Source organism: Streptomyces zagrosensis, from assembly GCF_014203645.1.
GTDB lineage: Bacteria > Actinomycetota > Actinomycetes > Streptomycetales > Streptomycetaceae > Streptomyces > Streptomyces zagrosensis.
Map to the genome: position 1 here is coordinate 85,128 of NZ_JACHJL010000025.1, position 20,960 is coordinate 106,087.

A 20,960-nucleotide genomic window follows, 5' to 3' on the forward strand; every position below is an offset into this window, starting at 1 on the left:
CCGGGTGGCGCCGTTGCGGGGCTACGAAAATCAACGCAGCTCGCGGGTCACGCGAACGTCAACGCAACTCACGGGACACGCGTTTGGCTATCTTGCGGGCGTCGATGCCGAGTTCCCTCAGCATGCCGCTGACCGGATTCGTATAGCCGGTGAAGTGCAGCCCGGGCGCGGTGGCCAGGCTGCGTGCGCCGTGGACGCGGGGGCGGCCGTGGGCGTCCAGAACGTCCAGGTGGCCCACGAGTTGGTCGAGGCCGGGGCGGTAACCGGTGGCGGCGATGACCACCTCCGAGTCGATGCGGCTGCCGTCCACCAGCACCGGTTTGTCGCCGTCGAATGACTCGACCGCCGCGACGACCTCGACCCGGCCCGCCCGCACGGCGCGCACGATGCCGGCGTCGCGCACCGGAATGGCACCCGCCCGGGCCCGCGAATAGAGCCCGGCGCCGCCTGCCGATGCAGGGCGAGGGAGGCCGTGCTCGGCGAGGTCGGGGGCGCAGAACTTGGCCCGGGCGGCCGATGCGTGGTCCATCACGCCCACTGGCATCCGCCGGGCCAGCACCGCCGACCGCTGCGCCGACCAGCCAAGCCGGGAACGGCGCACGATGTGCGGAGGGGTACGCACCGCCCACCTGACCCGGCCCGCGCCGCCATCGGCGAGGTCGGTGGCGATCTCGGCACCCGAGTTGCCCGCGCCCACCACGAGGACGTCCTTGCCCCGGTAGGGGCCGGCATCGCGGTACTCGGCCGCGTGCAGGACTTCCCCCGCGTACTCCGTGAGGCCCGGCCACTCCGGGAGATGGGGGGCGTGATGGTAGCCGGTGGCGACCACGACCGCCGGCGCGGTGAGCTCACGGCCGCCCGTCGCGTGCAGCACCCAGTTGCCCGCAGCGGGCCCGTCAGCTGGCGCACGCTCGATGCGTGAGACCGCGACGCCCGTGACGCACTCCAACTGGTGGCGCTCCACGTACTGCTCCAGATAGCGGACCAGGTTGTCACGGCCCACCCACCTGCCGTACGAGCGGGGGATTGCAAGCCCGGGCAGCGCCGACATGCGCCGCGTCGTGTGCAACTGGAGCCGGTCGTAGTGAGTTCGCCAGGCCCCGGCCACCGCGTGGCCCTTCTCCACTACGACGGCGCGTACGCCGCGTTCGCCGAGGGCCGCCGCCGTGGCGAGCCCGCCGGGGCCGCCGCCGATGACATACACGGGGGTGGGAGGAGTCGGAGTTTTGTCGGCCATATGCCCGAGCGTAGCCGGATGATTGACGGGTTTCGGTCAAACTGGTACCGAATCGGTTGCGGAACGATTACGGGCCGCAACCCGCCCAACTCTGGTCGAAACTGCCCTTCTCTGTCGCTCCCGCCTTGGTTATCGACCGTTGAGCGTGCACGACCTCGGGGCCCATTCGCGGGCGACTCTGCGGCCAACCGCCACCGACCGCACGGCTCAGCCACCCACGGCCCCGTGGCCGGCCCGCCCGGCGGGCGGGGCTACCGCTCGCCCCGGACGCTCAGCCCTTACGCCGTGGCTTTTGCGCGCTCTGCAACTGACAACCCGACAGCTGATGTGGTGCCGGTTACGGGGAGCGGAATGGCCGCCCCCGGTGGCGGCGTTCGGCCTCCCAAGGTGTTGAATGCGGAGGCGGACGGACAGACGGCTGCGGGCAAGGCGGAGCGCGAGAGGAGACGCGGATGCTGGAGCCGGTCGAGTTGGAGATGTACGGGTTGTTGCTACGTCCTTGGGAGGAAGAGGACCTCCGCGCCATCCAGTGCGGCATAGCCGATCCGGAATACCTTCGCTGGAGCGCCGTCAATGCCCCGGCTGCCTCCCCGAACGGTGCACGGGACTTTCTCCACACCCGCACCGAAGGCTGGCGGCGGGGCGATATGACGTCGTTCGCGATCACGGACCTGGAGACCTTCGAAGTCCTGGGCAGCGTCTACGCCGGGACGATCGATTTCGCCCATCGCAGCGGCCGGGTTGGCTACTGGGTGCTGCCCGAGGCGCGTGGTCGGCGGGTGGCCGCGCGGGGCCTGGAGGCGATGACCCGTTGGCTGTTCCAGGACGTGGGCCTGCATCGGCTGGAGCTGGGGCACGCGGTCGGCAACGACGCCTCATGCCGGGTGGCCGACCGCTGTGCGTACCGGGTCGAAGGCATCTTCCGCGGCGCGATGTTCGACCTGACCGAGACCCCCAGGGACATCCACATCCACGCACGGCTGGCCACCGACCTGCCGCCCTACCGGTTCGGCCAGACAGCCGTCCCCTCCGCCACGGCCGAACCCCCCGCCCACACCCCGGCCTGGGCCGCAGCACCAGACCACCCTCGCTGACCAGACCACCCTCGCTGACCAGGCCACCCTGCTGAGCAGGCCGCCCCACTGGCCGGGCCAACCTGGCTGACGGGGCGGGACTGCTTTCGCTGGCCGGGCCCCCGGCTGACGGGCCCGGGTGCTATGGCCACAGCAGTTCGCGCGACCATCCGTCGTCCGTCGCGCGGTAGCGCAGCCGTACGTGGCGGCGGCGCTCGTCACCCTGGAAGAACTCGACCTCCGCCGGCTCCAGGACGTACAGCGTCCAGGTCGCAACCGGAGCGCCCGGCTCCCGCCGCGCGCGCTCCCAGGCGGCGGACGAGGCCTGCGCCAACTCCTCGTACGAGCCGAGTACCTCGCTCTGCCGGCCGACCAGCGCCGCAGCCAACGCGCCAGGGGATCGCCGGTGCAGGTCCGCGGCGCTCTCCTGGGGCCCGGCGGCCGTCACCCGACCCGCGATCCGCACCTGGCGGGCCACCGCGGGCCAGTAGAAGCCAAGCGCCGCGTACGGCCTGGCCGCTAGTTCGCGGCCCTTGCGACTGGTGCGGTGAGAGGCGAAGTGCCAGCCGTGTTCGTCGGCGTCGTGCAGCATCACCACGCGCGTGGAGGGGTGTCCATCCGTATCCGCCGTGGCCAGCGTCATGGTGTGGGGCTCCCGGACCCCGGCGCTGGCCGCCTCGCCGAGCCAGCGCTGGAACAGGGGCAGCGGCTCGGCGGGCGCCGCCTCCGGCGCGAAATGGGGCAGTGGGTCCTCCCAGACTCGCAAGGTCCGCAGCACCTCACGGAACGCCCTCTGTTCGTCGTCGCTCATCGGGGTCATCACCCGCCCCATCCTGCCCGTTCCGGTGCCCTCCTCCCCGCGCATGCCACCGCGATGCCCGCACTCTCGTGGACGGCCCACACCGCGCGCACCCCATGCACCGCCCTCACCGCGCCTACGGGCCAGGTCGCCGCTGGCCTCATCGCGCTCCACCGCACGCCTGCAACCACCCCCGCGCGCCCATCACTCGCTGGGACACCCATGTGGTGGCCCATCGAGGCAGGCGCCAGGACCACCGGCCGCCGCACGGTCACCGCACGGCAGGTCGGTCGGCTGGTCGCCTGGTGGTCGATCGGCCACCGGACGTATGTAGGTGTGGGCCAGCGTCACCACTACGCCGTCGTAGGGGGTCTGGTGCCGTGGCGCGGAGAAGTGGGCGCTGTGGTCCGCGTCCTGATGGCGGTAGACCTGCACCAAGTGGGTGCCGGTTTCCACCTTGCGGATCTCCTGCCAGGGCAGGGGGCGGCCGTCGAGGAACAGATCGTCCGCGGAGAGGGCGAACCTGCCGTAGACGGCCATGCCGCCGCGGGCCAAGCGGTGTGCTGCGCGCGGGAGTTCATCTGAAGCGGCCACGGTGGCTATGCGCGGGGCCGCCTCGCCGGCCACGGAGTAGAGAGGCTCGCCGTCCCTGTCCTTCACCTCGACCCATTCGATGGGCTCGGCCGCACCGCCATGGGGCGTGTGCGGGCTCTCACGGAAGGCGCTGACCCGGACCTCGGACCAGGGAAGCGCGCGTACGTCCGGGCCGTGCGTCAGCACGAAGCCGTGCTCGAAGCAGTGAAAGACCAAGGGCGGTGGCCCCTTGAGCTCTTGCCACACCCTCGTACCAAGCGGCACCACGATGCTGAGTACCAACAAGGAGACGCCCACGAAGCGCCCCACCGCGCCCAGTTCGCGATCGGAGGCCACGCTGGCGAGGGTCACGGCCGCACCGACCATGAAAATGAGCGCACTCAGGAGGCAACCGAGACAGGCAACGCCATCGCGCTCTGTCTTGGTGCTCCCGACGAAGCGGCCGAAATCCCGTCGGTCTGCCACTACGCGTACATCGGTCTCGGGTAAGTCCTCTGTCAGCCTCACGCTCGCCCCCCGTCCCGCGCCTCGTGGCTACCCGGTGTAATGCCACGAGTACAAGAACATGTATAGCGCGCCGCACTGACAACTGCGTCACCTCGCGAGAACCGCCTGCTCAGGGGCGGCTTTTTCCAACAGATGACGTCTGATCGCATCGGTTGGCACCAAGAGCTGCGGTGCGCCGAGTCGAGGCCGGCGGTGGGGCCTGGCAGCGCGCCGCCGAAGGTGCGGGGCGGCTCGCCGGCCGAGCGGCGGAGGACTTCGGCCGAGCGGCGAGGGACCCGCCGAGTGGGCAGCGTGCGGCCCGTCCGGCAGCTGACACCACAAACTCTCCACATCGCATGGGCAATGTGCCGTCAATAAGCGTTACAGCGCGGCCTTTGGGTGGGTAAGGAATAAGTGCGGACGACGAACGCGGCCGGCCGGAAGGGCGAGGTTCCTGCCCTGTCAGACCGAGGCGGACCCGCCGTCATTCGCCCAGTGCGCCGCGTGGCGTCGGCCCTGGGGTTCCGGTTGGTGGCGGTTGCGTACTCAGGCGCCGGGTGCGTACGCCATGGGCCCGCGGCTCCAGTTGGGCCACGTCCTCGCCGGTGTCTGCGGTCCGTTCGAGCGCTCCGGTTTCGCCGGTTTCGCTCGATTCGGTGGTCTCCATCAGTTTCGTCAACGTCACTGAATGTACACATCATCTACCGCCGTGGGGCGGTTATGTGAATGGCGCCCCATGACGTCACGGCGGTACCAAGGGAATTGGTCCGGACTAGCCATCCAATAGGCCGTCAAAAGATTGACGAACGATGCCAAACGGGACGGGTAGTTAAGATCATCCGGCAGCAATTCCCAGGCTATGTCCGCATTTTGGGTCATTCTCTGTTGCTGTTCCCTGGCGCATGTGTAACAGGGGGATCGGCATATTGAAATGACCATGGGTAGCCGGGCACAGTCTTTGCAGGCGCAGCGGAGAACATTCCGTTGCCAAGCGTGATGGCAACAAATTCCCCCCACAACACGCACGCGAAGGGTCAACTTTTCATGGCATCTCACAAGCGCATGAGCAACCGCCGTCTCAGCCTGGCGATAGGGGCCGCAGCCGCGGTTGCCGCCGGGGCGTTCGTGGTCGTTCCGGCCGGCGCCACCGACGCTCCCGCCGAGGGCACGGTCTACGGCACCAACAGCAAGGGCGCCATCGACGGCAGCTACATCGTCATGCTCAAGGGCGACAAGAGCGTCAAGGCCACCGACGAGGGCAAGGACCTGGCCAAGGAGTACGGCGGCAAGCTGTCGCGCAGTTACGAATCGGCGATCAACGGCTTCGCGGCCAAGGGCCTGAGCGAGACGGAGGCCAAGCGTCTCGCGGCCGACCCGGCCGTAGCGAAGGTCGTGCAGAACCACACCTTCAAGACGACCGCCACGCAGGACAACCCGCCGTCCTGGGGTCTGGACCGCATCGACCAGGCCGACACGCAGGGCGACAAGAAGTACACCTACCCCGACACCGCTGGCGAGGGCGTCACCGCGTACGTCATCGACACCGGTGTGCGCATCACGCACAAGGACTTCGAGGGTCGTGCCACGCACGGCTTCGACGCCATCGACGGTGACGACTCGGCGGACGACGGCAACGGCCACGGCACGCACGTGGCGGGCACCATCGCCGGTGCGGACCACGGCGTGGCCAAGAAGGCCAAGATCGTCGCTGTGCGGGTGCTCGACGACCAGGGTTCGGGCACCACCGAGCAGGTAGTCGCGGGTATCGACTGGGTGACCGAGAACCACCAGGGCCCCTCCGTAGCCAACATGAGCCTTGGTGGCGGCGCGGACGAGGCGCTGGACGCGGCCGTGCAGAAGGCCATCGCATCCGGCGTGACCTTCGGTGTCGCGGCGGGCAACGAGTCGAGTGACGCCGGCCAAGGCTCGCCCGCCCGGGTCCCCGAGGCCATCACGGTGGCCTCCAGCACGAACGCCGACGAGCAGTCCGACTTCTCCAACTACGGCCAGATCGTGGACATATACGCCCCGGGCTCGGACATCACCTCCGACTGGAACACGGGTGATGACGCAACCAACACCATCTCGGGCACCTCGATGGCCACCCCGCACGTCGTGGGCGCGGCGGCTGTCTACCTGGCGGGCCACCAGGACGCGGCGCCGGAGGCCGTGGCGAAGGCGCTGACCGATGGCGCGACGCCCGACAAGATCACCAACCCGAGTGAGGGCACGCCGAACAAGCTGCTCAAGGTGGCCGAGTAACCCGCTGCTGACCCACTGACCCGACTCCTCACCACCCCGCCCCTGCCGCCCGAGGCCGGGCCCAGCGACACCGGGCCCAGCGACACGGGGTTCGGCGGCGGCGGCCGGACAGACTGGGGGAGGGGCTGAGGAAACAGCGAAGGGCGTACGGCCCAGGTGCGTACGGTCTGAATGCGGAACCGGGTCCGGGTGCGGTGGCAGTCACGGTGACAAGCCACGGCGTCCGGCCCGGATTTCCGCTGTGCCCGCACCGCCCGTCGCTGTGCTGCCCCGCCCATCGGTGGGCCGGGCTTTTCCCTCGCGAATGTGCTGCCATGACCCGGCGCAGGGCGCTTTTTCGTGCGCTCTATTCGTCTACTCGGCGGGGTTTTCTCGCACCGCTTAGCTCACCGACGCGGCGCCGACTGCCATGGTCGCGCCGGCCGTCCACTATCCCTTTCACCGCATGGCTGTCTTATGGCCGCGCGCGGGCTGCGCTTGTCGGCTATCGGCTTGCGGCTGCTGACCGTGACGTTCCCCGGTGTGTGCTGCTTTTCGCCCGTGTACCGCTTCTCTTCTTGCCGAGTGGTCTTTCCCGTGCTCGGACGCCAGGGCGTGCTTGGGCGCCGGGGCGGGGCGGGGCGGCGGTGGTGGTGCGGCCGGCAGTGCGGCGGTTGCGGCCGAGGAATTCCGGCGGCGTCGCCATAGCCGGCCGGGAGTCGATCTGGCAGCGGCCGTACGGTCCTGCTCAACTGTTGTGCGCGGAGGCGAACTAGCGAACGACGCGCCCCCGCTGCCCCGGCCGACTGGTCGTCCGCGCGGGCCTAGACATCAGCCGCGCGGGGCTCGCGGGGCCAGGGGCACGGAACCTCGCGGGAACCAGCGGGAGGGCGCTCACGACGCCCCCGGTAGGGGCCAGGATCGCGCTGCCAGAAGCAGGGCGCCCGCAGCGCTTGCGGGGCGCTACTTCGTCGGCTTGCGGCCCGTGATGCCGAGGTGGACCAGGAGCGCGAGGTTGGGCTTGAGTTCGGCCTGCTTGACGCCCCAGCTCTGGAAGCCCTTCTGGTGGGCGGCGACGGCGGCGAGCATGGCCACCAACGAGCCGGCCACCGCGGCCGGGCTGACGTCCTTGTCCACCTTGCCCTTGGCCTGTAGCTCCTTGACGGATTCGGTCAGGGAACCGGTCACGGCGTTGATGATCTTCATGCGGATCTTGTAGAACCGCTTGTCACCCTCGGCGGCACCTAGGTCAACGACCCGCAAGATGGCGTCGTTTTTGCGCCAGAAGGAGAGGAAGCCGTCCACCAACTCCTCGGCCGACTGCCAGCCCGACTTACCGGCCCAGGAGCGGCCTGCCACCAGGTCGGTGAGGCTCGCGCCCTCCTGCGCCATCTCTTCGGCGAGCTCAAGGACGGCACCCTCGACGTCGGGAAAGTACTGGTAGAACGTCGCGGGCGAGGTGCCTGCCTTGCGCGCGACATCGATGACCTTGACGTCTCTGTACGGCGAGGAACTGAGCATCTCGCTGAGACAGTCGAGCAGCTTCTGCCGCGTCGCCTGTCCGCGGCGCCCGGCCACCCGGCCGTCAACCGTGCGAACTTGTCCTGTCATGACGTCAGCTTACCGAGGGGTGATCAGAGCGCGATCCGGCTGCCTGCAAATGGGGTGCGGGCCGGTGGGTGGAGGGGAACGTGCAGCTCAGGAGGTGTGGCCCGGCCTCGGGCCGGTGCGTAGGTGGCCCGTGCGAGAAGTGGTGTGGGGTCGGCCGTACGGATGATTCCTGTTATCAACAGCCTGTGGATAACATCGGTGGATAACTCGTGTGCAGGTCGTGGAGACGGTGTGTGTGCCGTTCCTTCGTCTGCTGTTCGCCAGGTGTATGGCGCCTCGTCGCGGCTTCGGTGTAGAGCGCCATCGGTTGCTTTTGTGGACCGCGGAGCGGGCGAGATCGGTGCTGCGCCGTTAGCGTGGCCGATAAGGCACTTGCTGGGTGCCGATATCCCTGAGCACGGGAGGACCCGGAGCCATGGCCGCATTCGCGGAAGGTGTGCCCTGCTGGGTGGATGTGACGCTGCCCGACGTCGAGGCGGGCAAGCGCTTCTACGGTGAGCTGCTCGGGTGGACCTTCGGGACCTCCGCGCCCGAGTACGGCATGTATACGCAGGCATTTCGCGCTGGCAAGAACGTCGCGGCGCTGGTGGGGAAGCCGGACGGGCGGATGCCCACCGCGTGGAGCGTCTACTTGGCCACCGGGGACGTCATCGGCACGGCGCGGAAGGTGCGCGATGAAGGCGGCACGGTGATCACGGACCCGGTACGGGTGGGCGACTTCGGCACGATGGCGGTGGTCGCCGACCCCGGCGGCGCGGTCTTCAGCCTCTGGCAGGCCGGCAGTCATGCCGGCTTCGAAGAGCAGGGCGTCCCGGGCTCGTACGGCTGGGCCGAGGTCTACACCCGCGCGCCCGAGCGGGTGGATGCCTTCTACGAGGCGGTGTTCGGCTTCCGGGTGGAGCCGGACGAGGGCGCAGGGGTGCCCGGCGTCGTCCGGTGGACCCCGAGGGGCCGGCCGGCCGGAGCTGAGCATGCGGTGGGCGGCCGGGGCTTGATCAGCGCCGGGTACCCGACCGAAATGCCCGCCCACTTTCTGACCTACTTCGTCGTGGACGACTGTGACGAAGCGGTGGCGATCACCCAGCAACTGGGCGGACGCATCGCCATCGACCCGGTCACTACGCCGCACGGCCGCTCGTCGGTGGTCATCGACAGCCAGGGCGCGAGCTTTGCCGTGATCGACACCAGGACGCGCGGTGACGCGGCGACGGCGTGAGTTCCGAACGCTCTCGAACAAGTGATGTAGACGGCTGTGGCCCTGTGTATGCGGCCACTTCGCCTGCTGGCCGCCTACCGGCCGCGTGAGCCCCCGGGCACGGCCGCCGCTGCCCGGGAGAGCGCATGCCCGGGAGTGGCGCGGGGGCAGGCGGGGAGTCCGGGGGCGAGCGAGAAGCGGAGGAGGGGCCTCCATGTCGGTACGACACGGGGCAGATGGAGGATATGCGGCCATACCGCCCTGCGTGACGTGAGCTACGTCTTTTTGATGACACGTCGTCCGTCAAAGGGTGGTCCCGGTGGGTGGCTTGGGTCACTCATAGCCCGCTCCACCGTGTCGCCGCGACGAACCTCTGTTCTCATGGGAGTGCGGGTAGTTGACCCGGTTTGGTTACGTCTTAGGGGAGGGCACGTGCACTCACGGGGGCAGTCGATCAGCACGGGTGAGCGGGAACGTCCGGGAAGGCCAGGGCGTCTGGCGCCCGACTTCTCCTTGCTGACCAAGCGCGAGGTAGAGGTTCTTTTGTTACTGGCTGACGGCGAGTCAAATCGCTCGCTCGCACGTCAACTCAATATCGCCGAGCGCACAGTACGCGCCCATGTCACGAGCTTAATGCGGAAGTTGGGGGCCCGCTCACGTGTCGAAGCCGCACTGATCGTTTACAACCACCGTAATGCGCTGATGTCGGAGGCGGCATAGCTCATTCGGGTCATGCCCAATGTGGCATTGCCTGATCCGGCATTGCCATTGTGGCTATGCCGCAAGAGGCAATAGCGGTGCGTTCGTTTTTCCGTACACAGTATCTGTAGCAGAGCGACCTGCCGCCCGGGTCACGGCCCGGCGGCCACCCCCCACACGTCGATCACCTCGCGGTGAGAGACCATTGGGAGGTGGCCCGTTCCATGTCACAGGGCGCACGGTCGCACAGGGGGACTCCGGGGAGGGAGAGCGGGATGCGCGCTCTGACGCAGCGAGTAGCCACCGACGGGGAGCTGTACCCGGACTTCATGATCGATCTCTGAACGCGGTCGGCCACACCATGGGTTGGTGGGCGCGATGGCATCGTGGGAGTAGCTGGCTGCCCAACAGGCGCCTGTGGTGCTGCCCGAGCACTGCGTACGGCGGCACCGTCCGGCGTACCGAAGCGTCACCCGATCCACCGCGCCGCCTGCCGGGGCGTCGTGCCGTCGTACTGCCGTGTCCCGTGGTGCGCCACGGTGACACAGGTGCAGTGGTGCCGGCGCGGTCGCCCACGGGTAGCCCCGGCGGCTCGGTGGGAGAGATGGCCCCTGGCGTCGGCCGTGGCCGGATGCTTCGATACTCGGGGTGTCCGCCGTGGACGGGTGCGGGGCTGTTGGATTCGTACGCCAAGCTTCGACGCGAGCCGCGTGCCCGGTACAGCGCCACTGTCCGGAGTGCCAGCTTCGACATCGATGCCACCACGCGCGCCACTCGCCGGGCCAGCCGCCCTCCGCGGCGTTCGTCCCGGCTCATCGTTGCAGGTCAGCGCGTCGTTGCGGCATCGCGACGCTCCCACGATCCGACCACCGCCCTGCCGCGCCCAGGCGCCGGAATGAAACGCACTGGCACGACATACACCGGCACCAGACGCGGGGCACCAAACGCACCGGCACCAGCTGCGCTGGCATGAAATGTGCCGGCGCACCAGGCGCGAGCGCGAGTCGTACCAGCACAAGAGCTCCAGAGCAGGGCCTAAATGCGTGACCCGAGTGTATGGGTCCTCGCACGAAAGCTCGGTATGAGGGCTCCGGCACGTGATTAATGAACCACCTCCAAATATCCTTTATAAGTAGTCAGGAGAACGCGGTGACGCAGGTCATTCAGCAGGCGACCAGCACCGAGATCCTCAACCATGTATTCCAGTACCGCCGGTTGATCGCCGGCCCCGACGGGGGTTGCGCCGACACGCCGTGCGCCGAATGCCGTGCGCCGCACGAGAAGAAGGTGCAGAAATACATCGACGCGGGTGAGCCCATTCATTTCGTGATCCCGGCCTTCCCCGCGAAGTCGCCCAACGAGACGAAGGTCTTGGGTGCACTGCCCGACATGGGAGAGCGCCTGGCCCTGGAGTTCCTCCAGTCCTTCTGCGATCACCTGGCGCACTATCACGCCCCGGGAGCCCGGGTGACCATCTGCTCGGACGGCCATGTCTTCGCCGATGTCGTCGGGGTCAGCGACGATGACGCCACGAGCTACCGGTCCGAACTGGAGGCGATGGTCGCCTCCTTCGATGGCAGCTCGGTCGGCTTCTATGCGCTGGTCGATGCGTACGGCAGCACCGATTACGACACCGTACGCACCGAACTCATGGAGCATCACGCCGAGTCGCTGGAGAGCCTCAAGCACCGCTCCACGCTGGACGAGCAGGTGCGCGGCATGTTCAACGGCATCCACCGCTTCATGTTCGAGGACCGGGTCGCGGTCAATCCCGGCAAGAGCCGTACCAAGATCCGCGAAGAGGCCAAGCCCGTCGCCTGGGAGGTCATTCGGCGCTCCAACGCCTGGAGCCGCCTGGTGGCCGATACCTTCCCGGACGCCCTGCGGTTGTCCATCCACCCGCAGCCGGTCCACTCCGAGAAGATCGGATTCCACCTCGTCCGCACCCGGGACCGCTGGCTGACCCCGTGGCACGGGGTTGCCCTGGAGACCGGGGACGGCATGTTCCTGACCAAGCGCAGCCACGCCGAGGAGCTCAAGGCCTCGCTCGTGTGGCGCAAGAACCGCCCCAGCCACTTCGTCGCCCCACATCTCACGCTCCAGGAGGTCATGTCATGACGTCGGCTCTACCGCTACCCCCAGGAATCCGTATCGACCGCAGCGATCTCAAGCCCTTCGGCCTGGTCGTCGAGTCGAACGGCGACACGGACCTCAATGTCCTGCCGCCCGCTCTCCTCGCGCGCTGGGTCGGCGAGTTCCGGGTCGTGGTGCTGCGGGGCTTCGCCGGCCTGTCCAAGGAGGCGTTCGCCGACAGCGCCCGCCGCTGGGGCCCGCTGCTGACCTGGGACTTCGGCGAGGTGCTGGACCTGGTGGTGCAGGAACGCCCGACGAACTACCTGTTCACTCCCGGGTGCGTGCCTTACCACTGGGACGGCGCGTTCGCCGAGCAGACGCCCGCGTACATGTTTTTCCAGTGCGTACAGGCGCCGATGGCCGACGCGGGCGGCGAGACCAGCTTCATCGACACCACGTTGCTCCTGAACAACGCCGGGCAGGAACGCCGGGCGATGTGGGACCACGTGCAGATCACGTACACCGTGGAGAAGAAAGGCCACTTCGGCGGCAAGTTCACCACGCCGCTGGTCTCCTCGCACCCGATCACCGGGCGTCCGACGCTGCGTTACGCCGAGCCGCTGCCCGCTGACGAGTACGAGAACCCGCTCAGCCTTACGGTCGAGGGAATTCCCGCGTCCGAGCACGACGAACTCCTGACCGACCTGCACGAGCGGCTCTACCACGGCGGCGCCGGCTACACCCACACCTGGCAGGACGGCGACTACCTGCTGATCGACAACCATGCGGTGCTGCACCGCAGGGAATCCTTCCGCCAGGAGTCGCCGCGCCGCCTGCAACGCGTACAAATCCTGTAACCGTCGCCGCTTCGCCCACCACTCGCCACCCACCGCCTGCCGTCCCGGGGCGACGCGCGCCTGCGTCGCCGATGGTCTGCGGACTGCCCCTCGCCCGCTCCGTATCGCCGGAAGGCCACGATGCCCGTCACCACTGCATACGCGTTCGACAACCAGGCTGCTCAGGCACCGTCCCGACTGGGCGCGCTGGAGGCCGCGTACGACCCGATCACCATCGCCCGTATCGGCGAGATCGACCTCCCGCCGGGCGCCCGCTGCTGGGAGGTGGGTGCCGGCGGTGGGTCCATCGCGCACCACTTGGCCACCCTGGTGCGCCCGACCGGCGGCCGGGTGCTCGCCACTGACCTTGAGCTTGCCCTGACGTCCCCGGCCGAAGGTCTGGAGCTGCGGCAACACGACCTGCGCGGGTCGTTGCCCTCCGAAGACCGCTATGACCTGGTGCATGCCCGGCTGGTACTCGGGCACATCCCGGAGCGCCACGAGATCCTGGCCAAGCTGGTCGATGCGGTCGCGCCGGGTGGCTGGTTGCTGATCGAGGAGTTCGACGCGACGTCGCTCCAACGGCCCTTGACCACGCCGACCTTCCGCGACGCGGAGATCATCGACCGGGTCGTCGATCTCACCCAGCAACTGTTGATCGCTAGCGGCGCCGACCCGGCCTGGGGCACCGAGGCCCACGCGGCGATGGCAGCCGTCGGGCTGACCGACGTGCACACCCGTGAGCATGCCGAGAGCTGGTCGGGCGGCAGCGCGGGCGCGCGGCTGATGGCTCTCAACACGGTCCAACTCCGGCCCCGGCTGCTGGCGGCCGGGGCCACGGAGGCGGAACTCGATCGGGTGGGCGCACTGCTGACCGACCCGGCCGTGGCGGTCACCTCGTGGCGGCTGGTCTCCACCCGGGGGCGCCGCGCCGCCTGACCCAAGGTGGTGGGCCGTCCTCGCTGGGGCTGCCCCTCGCTGAAGCCGTCCATCGCCGAAGTGGCCAGCCGCTGCCGGGGCCAGCCCTTCGCGTACGCACCACAGCCGTACGGCCGCCACACGGGCGGGTCTGACCGATGGGTCAGGCCCGCCCGTTGTCGTGGGGTGCGGGTGACCGGGGGCCCAGGTCACTCGGGCATCGCAGCCGCGCCGGGTGGCGCGGAAGAGGACTCCGGATGGCGAGACCGCCATCCATTGAGCAGAACCTGGCGTAGCCCCTTCGCCAGCGCCGCGCGCTCGTCCTGCGACAACCCCTCAAGCAGTGGCTCCTCGGCCGCTCGTAGGACCCCGTCCAGCTCGCTCAGGGTCTCCCGGCCGTGCGCGGTGACGCGCAGCTCGGCGGTGCGGCCCCGCCCGACCGGTGACTCCCGGGTGACGCTCCCCGACTTCTCCAACTGTCTGACGGTGGCCTGCATGCTCTGCGCAGTGACCCCGGCCCGGCGGGCCAGCGCGCTGTAGGACAGGCCGGGCTCGCGCGAAAGGTGGCCAAGGGCGCTCAGATGCCGTAGCGAAAGCCCCTGCGCCTCCAGGGCGTGGTCGATCTCCTCGCGGACCAACCGTCCCGCCGTGAGCAGCAGCATGCCGGTACGCGATGTCGTGGGCGCCGGCATCGGCGGGACGCGCGGATGATCGACCGGGCTCTGCCTCACGTACTCCTGCCCTCCGGCCGCCCGCGCGGGACGGCCTCTTGTCGGCCGGTACCCCAAAAGGGGGACGGCCCCGTCATTGGCCAGCGGCGCGAATGCTAGCCTCGACTTGAGTTTAAGGCAGACTGAAACTAGGGGTCGGTGCCGCGCCAGGTGCCGACGGGAGGCATGCCATGACCAAACTCATGCTCAGCATCCATGTACTGGTGGCCGTGATGTTCATCGGCCCCGTCACGGTGGCGGCGAGCCTGTTCCCCCGCTTCGCTCGCCAGGCCCTGACGCCAGTCGGGGCGCTGGCCACCGCGCACAATGCGACGGACGCGGACCTCGGCGCAGCAGCCCACACCGCAGCCGCGAGCGAGTCATCGGCCGTGGACGGCGGCGCGCAGGAGACCGCGCTGGCGGCCAGGCCAGCCGACCCCGTGGCGGCTTCGGCCGCGGGCGGCGCGGGCGGCATCACGAGCGTGGAGTCGACGCGTTCAGTGGCCTCGGTGATGCTGCTGCACCGGATCAGCCGGGTCTACGCGCTGCTCAGCGTGGTCGTACCGGCCTTCGGGCTGCTCACCGCGCAACAAATGGGTGTGATCGGAGACGCCTGGCTGATCGCCTCGATGGTGCTCACCGCCATCGCCGCGGTCCTGCTTGGCATTGCCGTCCTCGGCTACCAGGACTCCGTCGTGACCCTGCTCGAAGACGAGGACCGCGAAGTGGGCGCGATGCGGGCCATGGCCGCACGGCTGCCCAAGCTGTCGATGGTCACCGGCATGTTCGCGCTGACCTGGGCCGTTGTCGTGGTCTTGATGATCGTCAGGCCCGGTTCCACCACCGGGGCCTAGCCGCCAGCCGCCTTCTGGCCGGCGACTCGTCGGCCGCTCGGCCGCCCCGTGCAGTCGCTGTCCAGCCCCCCGCTTCAGTCGCCGTCCAGGTGCCCCGTTCGGCCGCAGGCCCGGCCCGTTTCCCCGCGGACCGCGGGGCCGGCCGGCTTCCCCGTGGCGTTGCGTGAGCGCGTACCCGCACAGGGTGCGCGCTTTGCCCTTTGCTCGCCTCCGCGCGTCCTTTGCCGGGAGCGGGCTCGCGTGGCGATGTGCGAGGTCATGACCGAACCGCCCGGGACACGGCGAATTGCCCCCGGGTTCGCAACCGACGCCTTCGCCAGAGAGAATGCGGGTTGCGTACCACCGATGGGCTATGTCGGTGAGACGCTGCAAGGGGTCGGACATTTCCGGCCCCCACGGGGAGGTGGCAAGCAAGTGGAGCAGCTCACGCAGCACGACCCGAGACGGATCGGCCCGTTCGAGGTGCTTGGGCGGCTCGGCGCGGGCGGCATGGGGCTCGTCTATCTCGCACGCTCGGCCTCGGGCCGGCGGGTCGCGATCAAGACCGTACGCACCGAGCTGGCCGAGGATCAGCTCTTTCGGGTCCGCTTCACGCGCGAGGTGGAGGCGGCCCGCGCCGTCAGCGGCTTCTACACCGCCGCCGTCGTGGACGCCGACCCGCGGGCCGCCGTGCCGTGGCTGGCCACCGCGTACGTTCCCGCCCCTTCGCTTGAGGAAATAGTCAACGAGTGCGGGCCGCTGCCGGCCCAGGCGGTGCGCTGGCTCGCGGCCGGCATCGCCGAGGCACTCCAGTCCATCCACGGCGGTGGCCTGGTCCACCGCGACCTCAAGCCGTCGAACGTGCTAGTCGTGGAGGACGGGCCGCGCGTCATCGACTTCGGTATCGCATCCGGCGTCTCCAACACCCGGCTCACAATGACCAATGTGGCCGTGGGCACGCCGGCGTACATGTCGCCCGAGCAGGCGCGTGACTCGCGCAGTGTCACCGGCGCGAGCGATGTTTTCTCCCTCGGCTCCACCCTGGTGTTCGCCGGCACCGGCCATGCGCCGTTCCACGGTGCGAACCCGGTCGAGACCGTCTTCATGCTCCTGCGCGAGGGCCCGGATCTGGCCGGGCTGCCGGACGAACTGCTTCCGCTCATCGAGTCCTGTATGCAGATGACCGCCGGTGAGCGCCCCTCTCCCGCGGACCTCCAGGCGCAGCTCGCGCCGCACCTGTTCGCGTCAGGCGGTGACGACAGCGGTACGGCATCGGCCTGGCTCCCGGACAGCGCGGTCGCCCTCATCGAAGAGCGGCGCGGCGGCCGGGGCGCCCTGGTGCGACCCGCCGGCGGCCAGCGGCAGGGCCGCAGCGGGGGCGGCGGCTCGCGCGGCCGTTCCGATCGGTCGCCCGCGGGCCAGCCTGGCGGTGGCTCCGGATGGGGCCCGGCCGCTGGGGGAGACCCGCGCGGCGGGCTGAGTTCGGCGGGCCCCGCGCCCGCCTCCGGCCGGCATACGGCGCACGCCGCACCTGCCGCGCCCAGCTCCGCGGCCATGGGGCCGCCGGCTGCCGCTCCGGCCTCCGCGCCTCCAGCACAGGTCACGTCCGCTCCCGCAACCAGCGGACCCGGCGCTTCCGCTCCCGTATCGGCGCAGCCACCGCTGTCGTCGCCGCCCTCATCGTCAGCGTCCTACGCGCCGCCAGCCCCACACGGCGCACCGCCCACGCCACAGGGCGGCCCGAGCGCACCGCACGGCCCGCGGCAGACCGGGGCGGGCTCCGGCGGGCCCAGAGCATCCGACGGGCCGGACGGTTCCGTACGGCTGGCCGGCTCGCAGGTGCCGATCGGCCCGGGCCCGCGCGCCGCCGACGCCAGGGACGGGCGGGCAGCCATCGACGGCGGCCCGGCCACCGGCTGGGTCAGACCGCCGAGCGGCGGCCCCGGAGTGGGGCACGGTGGCTCGCCAGGCGGCCACCCGCCCGGCCCCGGGCCCGCCGCGCATGGCCTAGGGCCCGGACCCGCGCCCGGCCACCGCTCCCCGGATGAGGCAGGCCGTGCAGGCGGACACGGCGGCCCCGGCGGGCCGATCAACGGCGGTGACGGGGGACGCGGCGCGTACCCCGCGCACCCGCAAGGCGACGGCGAGCCCGCCGCCGACCCGGTGAGTGGCGGCCAAGGCCGCTGGCGGCCGTGGCGGTTTCGGATGTCGAACGACGTGTGGGGCACGCCCGCGGTCGCCGGGGACCTGTTGTACGTGACCTCCTTCGAGGTCCACGCCCTGGACACCGGGACCGGGCGGCGCGTCTTCAAGACCCGCGACGTCGCCTGGGCGATGGCCGTCTCCGGCGGGCGCATCCACGCCTCCGATGGCACCACGCTGTACGCGCTCGACGCGGCCGATGGAGCGGAGCGGTGGCGGCTGGCCACCGACGGTTGGGTGTACTCGCTCTCGGTGGACCGGGGCACCGTCGTCACCGGCACCCGGGGCGGTGGTGTCCAGGCATGGGAGGCCGCCAACGGCGAACTCCTGTGGGAGAAGACCGGTGCCCAGACGGACTTCGAGACGCCCGAGTCAGGGCCGGCCATCCACGGCGACACGGTGTACGTGTGGTCCGACGCACGCCTGCGGGCCCTTGAGGCGCGCACCGGCGTCGAGCGCTGGTCCTATCCGGTCGGCGACGCGGCGTCCTGTGGCGGCGTACCGGTGCGGCTGCTGCACGCGCCCGATGGCGTCGCCTACGTCACGGCCGGCACCCGGGTGCTGGCCATCGACATCGCCCGAGGCGATGTGCGCTGGCGTTTTGAGGCGCCCGCCGTCTTCCTCAGCCCGCCCGCGTACGCCCCGGGCGCCGCGGTCGCCGGTGGCGGCATCTACATCGCCGACTACCTCGGCACCGTCTACGCCCTGGACGCGACCAACGGCCGCGACCGCTGGCGCATCGCCACCGAGCCCCGCCAGTCCATAGAGCCGGTCCTGGTCGCGGCCGGCTCCGTCCACCTGGGCAGCGGCGGCGCCCTGTACACGCTGGACGCGGTGACCGGCACTCCCAAATGGCGCTTCGCCGCAGGCGGCGAGGTCATCGGCGCCCCGGTCGTCGCGGATGGCCGGGTCCACTTCGGCTCGGCCGACCACTGCCTTTACACGGTGGACGCCACCGGCGGCCAACTCCGCTGGAAGCTGGCCACGGGCGGCGAGATCACCGGTTCCCCGGTGGCCGTGGCGGGCGTCGTCTACGCGTGCAGCAAGGACCGCTGCGTTTACGCCCTGGACGCGGTGAAGGGCACGGGCCTGTCCCGCTCCCCGGCGCGCCAGCCGTAGCCGGCGCCTGCCCGCTCGATATCAGGGTGCTGGGCGCTGGGTGCCGGGTGTTGGGCGCTGGGTGAGCCAGTCTCAGGTATCTGTGGGTTCGTCTCGCCGTACCGGCTGCGGCAGCGTCCGTTCCGCGTCCGACTCCGGTGGAGGGGCGGGGGCCGGGCTCGGCCAGGGGACGTTATCGGAGGTGACCTCCGGGGGTGGCCCGCCGGCATCGTCCTCGTCGGCGCCCTCGCCCGTACGCCCGTGATCGCCGAGGCCCCAGTCAGCGTCGAAGTCGCGGCCTGAGTGGGTATACGGGGCGTCCGAGTGCTCCGTGAACGATCGCGGCATCTCCACCGTTTCGCCCTCCCCATGCTCACGACCACCCTGCGGCGCAGCGGGCCAGGTGACCGGGGGAGTCGGCCCGACGCCGACGCTGGCACCTGCGCCGTGACCGGGGCTGGTGCCATACGGATAGCGCGGGCTTGGTCTCGGCCCCCGCGAGGGCGCTGGCCCGGGCTGGGGCGCTGGTCCGGGTTGGGGCCCTTGCGCAGGCCCGGGCGGGGGCTGCTGAGGGGAGGGCGCGTACAGGTCACGCGGGTACGCCTCGGGCTCGTGCGGGTCGCGCTGGTACGCCCCGGCCGCGTAACCCGCGGGCAGCGGCGGTTCCCAGTCCGTGCCGGCGCGACCGTAAGCGCCTGGATCGCTGTGGGCCCCGGGGCTTCCATACGCCGCGGAGCCTTCGTATCCGTCGTACCGTCCGGCGACCTGCTCGTCATCGGCGCCCTCGGCCACGCGCGCGCCGGCGCACGAGCGGTGGCCCCGGCCGCGTCCGCGTCCGCTCATCACGGCAGCGGCAACCAGGAGCAGTATTGAGCCACCTACGGCTGCGGCGACGCCGATGCCTAGGCCGTTGCCCTCGCCGTCCACCGTCAGACTTCCGGCGGCCTGGCCCTGCCGGACCATCCACAACACCGCGAATCCCAGCGCCACAAGACCGGCCAGCGCCACGAGTAGCCGCGAGCGCAGGAGCAGGCCAACCAGGGTGAGCAGGGCGGCGAAGGCCATGGGCAAAAGCAGTGAGCGCAGGAGTCCGGCCTCGGCGCCGTGTATTCCCTCCAGGCCGCTGAAGAGGTCATCGATGCGGATATCGCGACCGTGACGGCCGTCGTACCAGGCACGGAAGGGGCTCCAGACGACGGCCGTCGCTCCAATGAGAGCGATGAGGCTCCCGAAGACGTTGCGGACCATCTCCGACTCCTCGTCTTGTCGCTAACCGCTCTCCTTCACGACGCTACGCTCGTCGTGTCACATCTGCCACGCGTGCAACACGCTGGGTAACGGTGCGGGGGGAGTTGGTGAAGAGATCATTCAACGCGTCGAGAGGGAACCGATACGCGTCGAGTGGCGTGGTGAAATGCAGATCCGCCATGGGCGATCAAGCGGTCCGAAGCCTTCCGGAAAGCGTGTGGAATGGCGATCCCGCCTGCGTCCGTAGAGGAGCCCGTCCCCATCGCGGGACTGGGCCAATCGAGTGGCTGGTACGGCTCAACGGGACGGGGCGAGGCCGCCTCTTTCTTGCTCTAAGCTGGCGTGCACTCGTCAACTAGTGCCTATGTTGGCTTGCGATGGTCTTTTCCACGGGGGTTTTTCATGCATGCTCGTCGTAGTCGTCATCTGCGCGTCGTCGCGGTGGTCGCCGTCGTTTTCATCGCCCTCACCGGCGCCCGACGCGGTGGCGACGGTGGCGGCTGCGACGACGACAGCAGCTCTTCATCGAACGACGGCTTCGTCTCGGGCGGCGCATCGAACGGCGGCATAGGCGACGACTCCTCGTCCTCCGGCCTCACCGGGGGCGCCAGCGACATACCGACAGCCGTGCCCAGCTACACCCCGGGCTACAGCCCCAGCTACACCCCGGGCTACAGCCCCAGCTACACCCCTGGTTACAGCCCTTCGCCGTCCTCCACCGAGCCGTCGTTCGACTCGGATGTGACCGGCGAGACGAATGGCAGCAACTGCCGCTACGACCAGGCCACAAGCCAGCTTGAGTACGACGTGATGGTGCACAACCCGTCAACGACGACGACGTACGACTACTCAATCACCGTCGAGTGGAAGTCCGACTCCGACAGCTCCACGATGGGCACCGACTACGAGCGCGTCACCGTCGGCCCCGGCCAGTCCCAGACGGTCACCATGTCGCGCTACTACACGTTCACTGCGCAGACGTACTACACCTGCCAGGTCACTAGCGCTTCTAAGAAGCCGTTGCTCTATCGATCATGACGAACGCCGGTTCGGGTGTGGCGGCTCGGTCGGGTGATGTTCTGGTGAGCCGGGCATGAAAGCAGGGCC

Annotated in this window: 17 protein-coding genes; 10 read left to right on the forward strand and 7 right to left on the reverse strand. The window is 69.8% G+C overall.

Annotation, left to right across the window (positions count from 1 at the left end):
* Positions 1-58: 58 nt before the first annotated feature.
* A complete protein-coding gene (locus tag FHS42_RS32110) occupies positions 59-1,237 on the reverse strand; it encodes a flavin-containing monooxygenase (protein ID WP_184579038.1) in 1,179 nt (392 codons plus the stop codon).
* 452 nt (positions 1,238-1,689) lie between these two features.
* On the opposite strand from FHS42_RS32110, the gene FHS42_RS32115 reads away from it, so the two are divergent.
* Positions 1,690-2,331 carry a GNAT family N-acetyltransferase gene (locus FHS42_RS32115; protein ID WP_184579041.1) on the forward strand — a complete coding sequence of 214 codons (642 nt, stop codon included), beginning with the start codon at positions 1,690-1,692 and terminating at the stop codon, positions 2,329-2,331.
* 121 nt (positions 2,332-2,452) lie between these two features.
* On the opposite strand, the gene FHS42_RS32120 is transcribed toward FHS42_RS32115, so the two are convergent.
* The 3 genes from FHS42_RS32120 to FHS42_RS32130 form a co-directional block, all read right to left on the reverse strand.
* Positions 2,453-3,130, reverse strand: a complete 678-nt coding sequence (locus FHS42_RS32120; protein ID WP_184579044.1) for a pyridoxine/pyridoxamine 5'-phosphate oxidase — start codon at positions 3,128-3,130, stop codon at positions 2,453-2,455.
* 183 nt (positions 3,131-3,313) lie between these two features.
* Positions 3,314-4,039 carry a hypothetical protein gene (locus FHS42_RS32125; RefSeq protein ID WP_184579048.1) on the reverse strand — a complete coding sequence of 242 codons (726 nt, stop codon included), beginning with the start codon at positions 4,037-4,039 and terminating at the stop codon, positions 3,314-3,316.
* Between the two features lie 634 nt (positions 4,040-4,673).
* Positions 4,674-4,874 carry a hypothetical protein gene (locus FHS42_RS32130; protein ID WP_184579051.1) on the reverse strand — a complete coding sequence of 67 codons (201 nt, stop codon included), beginning with the start codon at positions 4,872-4,874 and terminating at the stop codon, positions 4,674-4,676.
* A gap of 359 nt (positions 4,875-5,233) precedes the next feature.
* On the opposite strand from FHS42_RS32130, the gene FHS42_RS32135 reads away from it, so the two are divergent.
* On the forward strand, positions 5,234-6,451 hold the full coding sequence (locus tag FHS42_RS32135; RefSeq protein WP_184579054.1) for a S8 family peptidase: 1,218 nt from the start codon (positions 5,234-5,236) through the stop codon (positions 6,449-6,451).
* Positions 6,452-7,393: 942 nt separating this feature from the next.
* Here FHS42_RS32135 and FHS42_RS32140 read toward each other — a convergent pair.
* On the reverse strand, positions 7,394-8,041 hold the full coding sequence (locus FHS42_RS32140) for a TetR family transcriptional regulator (protein ID WP_184579056.1): 648 nt from the start codon (positions 8,039-8,041) through the stop codon (positions 7,394-7,396).
* A 415-nt stretch (positions 8,042-8,456) separates the two neighbouring features.
* On the opposite strand from FHS42_RS32140, the gene FHS42_RS32145 reads away from it, so the two are divergent.
* The 5 genes from FHS42_RS32145 (at position 8,457) to FHS42_RS32165 (ending at position 13,783) form a co-directional block, all read left to right on the forward strand.
* The gene (locus FHS42_RS32145; protein ID WP_184579059.1) at positions 8,457-9,257 is read left to right on the forward strand and encodes a VOC family protein; all 801 of its coding nucleotides are present in this window, start codon (positions 8,457-8,459) and stop codon (positions 9,255-9,257) included.
* A 360-nt stretch (positions 9,258-9,617) separates the two neighbouring features.
* Complete coding sequence (locus FHS42_RS32150; RefSeq protein WP_184579062.1) at positions 9,618-9,956, forward strand: response regulator transcription factor; 339 nt, start codon at positions 9,618-9,620, stop codon at positions 9,954-9,956.
* Between the two features lie 1,128 nt (positions 9,957-11,084).
* Positions 11,085-12,053, forward strand: coding sequence for an L-tyrosine/L-tryptophan isonitrile synthase family protein (locus tag FHS42_RS32155; RefSeq protein WP_312867129.1), 969 nt, complete (start codon positions 11,085-11,087; stop codon positions 12,051-12,053).
* Complete coding sequence (locus FHS42_RS32160; RefSeq protein WP_184579068.1) at positions 12,050-12,865, forward strand: TauD/TfdA dioxygenase family protein; 816 nt, start codon at positions 12,050-12,052, stop codon at positions 12,863-12,865. Before FHS42_RS32155 ends, FHS42_RS32160 begins: the two co-directional genes overlap by 4 nt.
* Before the next feature lie 120 nt (positions 12,866-12,985).
* Complete coding sequence (locus tag FHS42_RS32165) at positions 12,986-13,783, forward strand: class I SAM-dependent methyltransferase (protein ID WP_184579071.1); 798 nt, start codon at positions 12,986-12,988, stop codon at positions 13,781-13,783.
* Between the two features lie 188 nt (positions 13,784-13,971).
* Here the strand turns inward: FHS42_RS32165 and FHS42_RS32170 are convergent, their stop codons facing one another.
* Positions 13,972-14,493: a MarR family winged helix-turn-helix transcriptional regulator gene (locus FHS42_RS32170; protein WP_312867130.1), complete on the reverse strand. Its 522-nt coding sequence runs from the start codon at positions 14,491-14,493 to the stop codon at positions 13,972-13,974.
* 170 nt (positions 14,494-14,663) lie between these two features.
* Between FHS42_RS32170 and FHS42_RS32175 the strand changes: the two genes are divergently transcribed.
* Positions 14,664-15,326: a hypothetical protein gene (locus FHS42_RS32175; protein WP_184579074.1), complete on the forward strand. Its 663-nt coding sequence runs from the start codon at positions 14,664-14,666 to the stop codon at positions 15,324-15,326.
* A gap of 414 nt (positions 15,327-15,740) precedes the next feature.
* Entirely contained in the window at positions 15,741-18,626 is a 2,886-nt protein-coding gene (gene afsK / locus FHS42_RS32180; RefSeq protein WP_312867132.1) for a protein serine/threonine kinase AfsK, read from the forward strand.
* Positions 18,627-18,698: 72 nt separating this feature from the next.
* Here afsK and FHS42_RS37800 read toward each other — a convergent pair whose 3' ends face one another.
* A complete protein-coding gene (locus FHS42_RS37800) occupies positions 18,699-19,853 on the reverse strand; it encodes a hypothetical protein (RefSeq protein WP_246495712.1) in 1,155 nt (384 codons plus the stop codon).
* A gap of 402 nt (positions 19,854-20,255) precedes the next feature.
* On the opposite strand from FHS42_RS37800, the gene FHS42_RS32190 reads away from it, so the two are divergent.
* Positions 20,256-20,891, forward strand: coding sequence for a hypothetical protein (locus FHS42_RS32190; protein WP_184579080.1), 636 nt, complete (start codon positions 20,256-20,258; stop codon positions 20,889-20,891).
* The last annotated feature ends 69 nt before the right edge of the window (positions 20,892-20,960 follow it).

Coding starts and splice junctions, on each gene's coding strand:
- FHS42_RS32165 (WP_184579071.1), top strand. CDS start 12,986: ATGCCCGTCACCACTGCATACGCGTTCGACAACCAGGCTGCTCAGGCA.
- FHS42_RS32145 (WP_184579059.1), top strand. CDS start 8,457: ATGGCCGCATTCGCGGAAGGTGTGCCCTGCTGGGTGGATGTGACGCTG.
- FHS42_RS32135 (WP_184579054.1), top strand. CDS start 5,234: ATGGCATCTCACAAGCGCATGAGCAACCGCCGTCTCAGCCTGGCGATA.
- FHS42_RS32110 (WP_184579038.1), bottom strand. CDS start 1,237: ATGGCCGACAAAACTCCGACTCCTCCCACCCCCGTGTATGTCATCGGC.
- FHS42_RS32140 (WP_184579056.1), bottom strand. CDS start 8,041: ATGACAGGACAAGTTCGCACGGTTGACGGCCGGGTGGCCGGGCGCCGC.
- FHS42_RS32150 (WP_184579062.1), top strand. CDS start 9,618: ATGGGAGTGCGGGTAGTTGACCCGGTTTGGTTACGTCTTAGGGGAGGG.
- FHS42_RS37800 (WP_246495712.1), bottom strand. CDS start 19,853: ATGGTCCGCAACGTCTTCGGGAGCCTCATCGCTCTCATTGGAGCGACG.
- FHS42_RS32190 (WP_184579080.1), top strand. CDS start 20,256: ATGCATGCTCGTCGTAGTCGTCATCTGCGCGTCGTCGCGGTGGTCGCC.
- FHS42_RS32175 (WP_184579074.1), top strand. CDS start 14,664: ATGACCAAACTCATGCTCAGCATCCATGTACTGGTGGCCGTGATGTTC.
- FHS42_RS32120 (WP_184579044.1), bottom strand. CDS start 3,130: ATGACCCCGATGAGCGACGACGAACAGAGGGCGTTCCGTGAGGTGCTG.
- FHS42_RS32160 (WP_184579068.1), top strand. CDS start 12,050: ATGACGTCGGCTCTACCGCTACCCCCAGGAATCCGTATCGACCGCAGC.
- FHS42_RS32115 (WP_184579041.1), top strand. CDS start 1,690: ATGCTGGAGCCGGTCGAGTTGGAGATGTACGGGTTGTTGCTACGTCCT.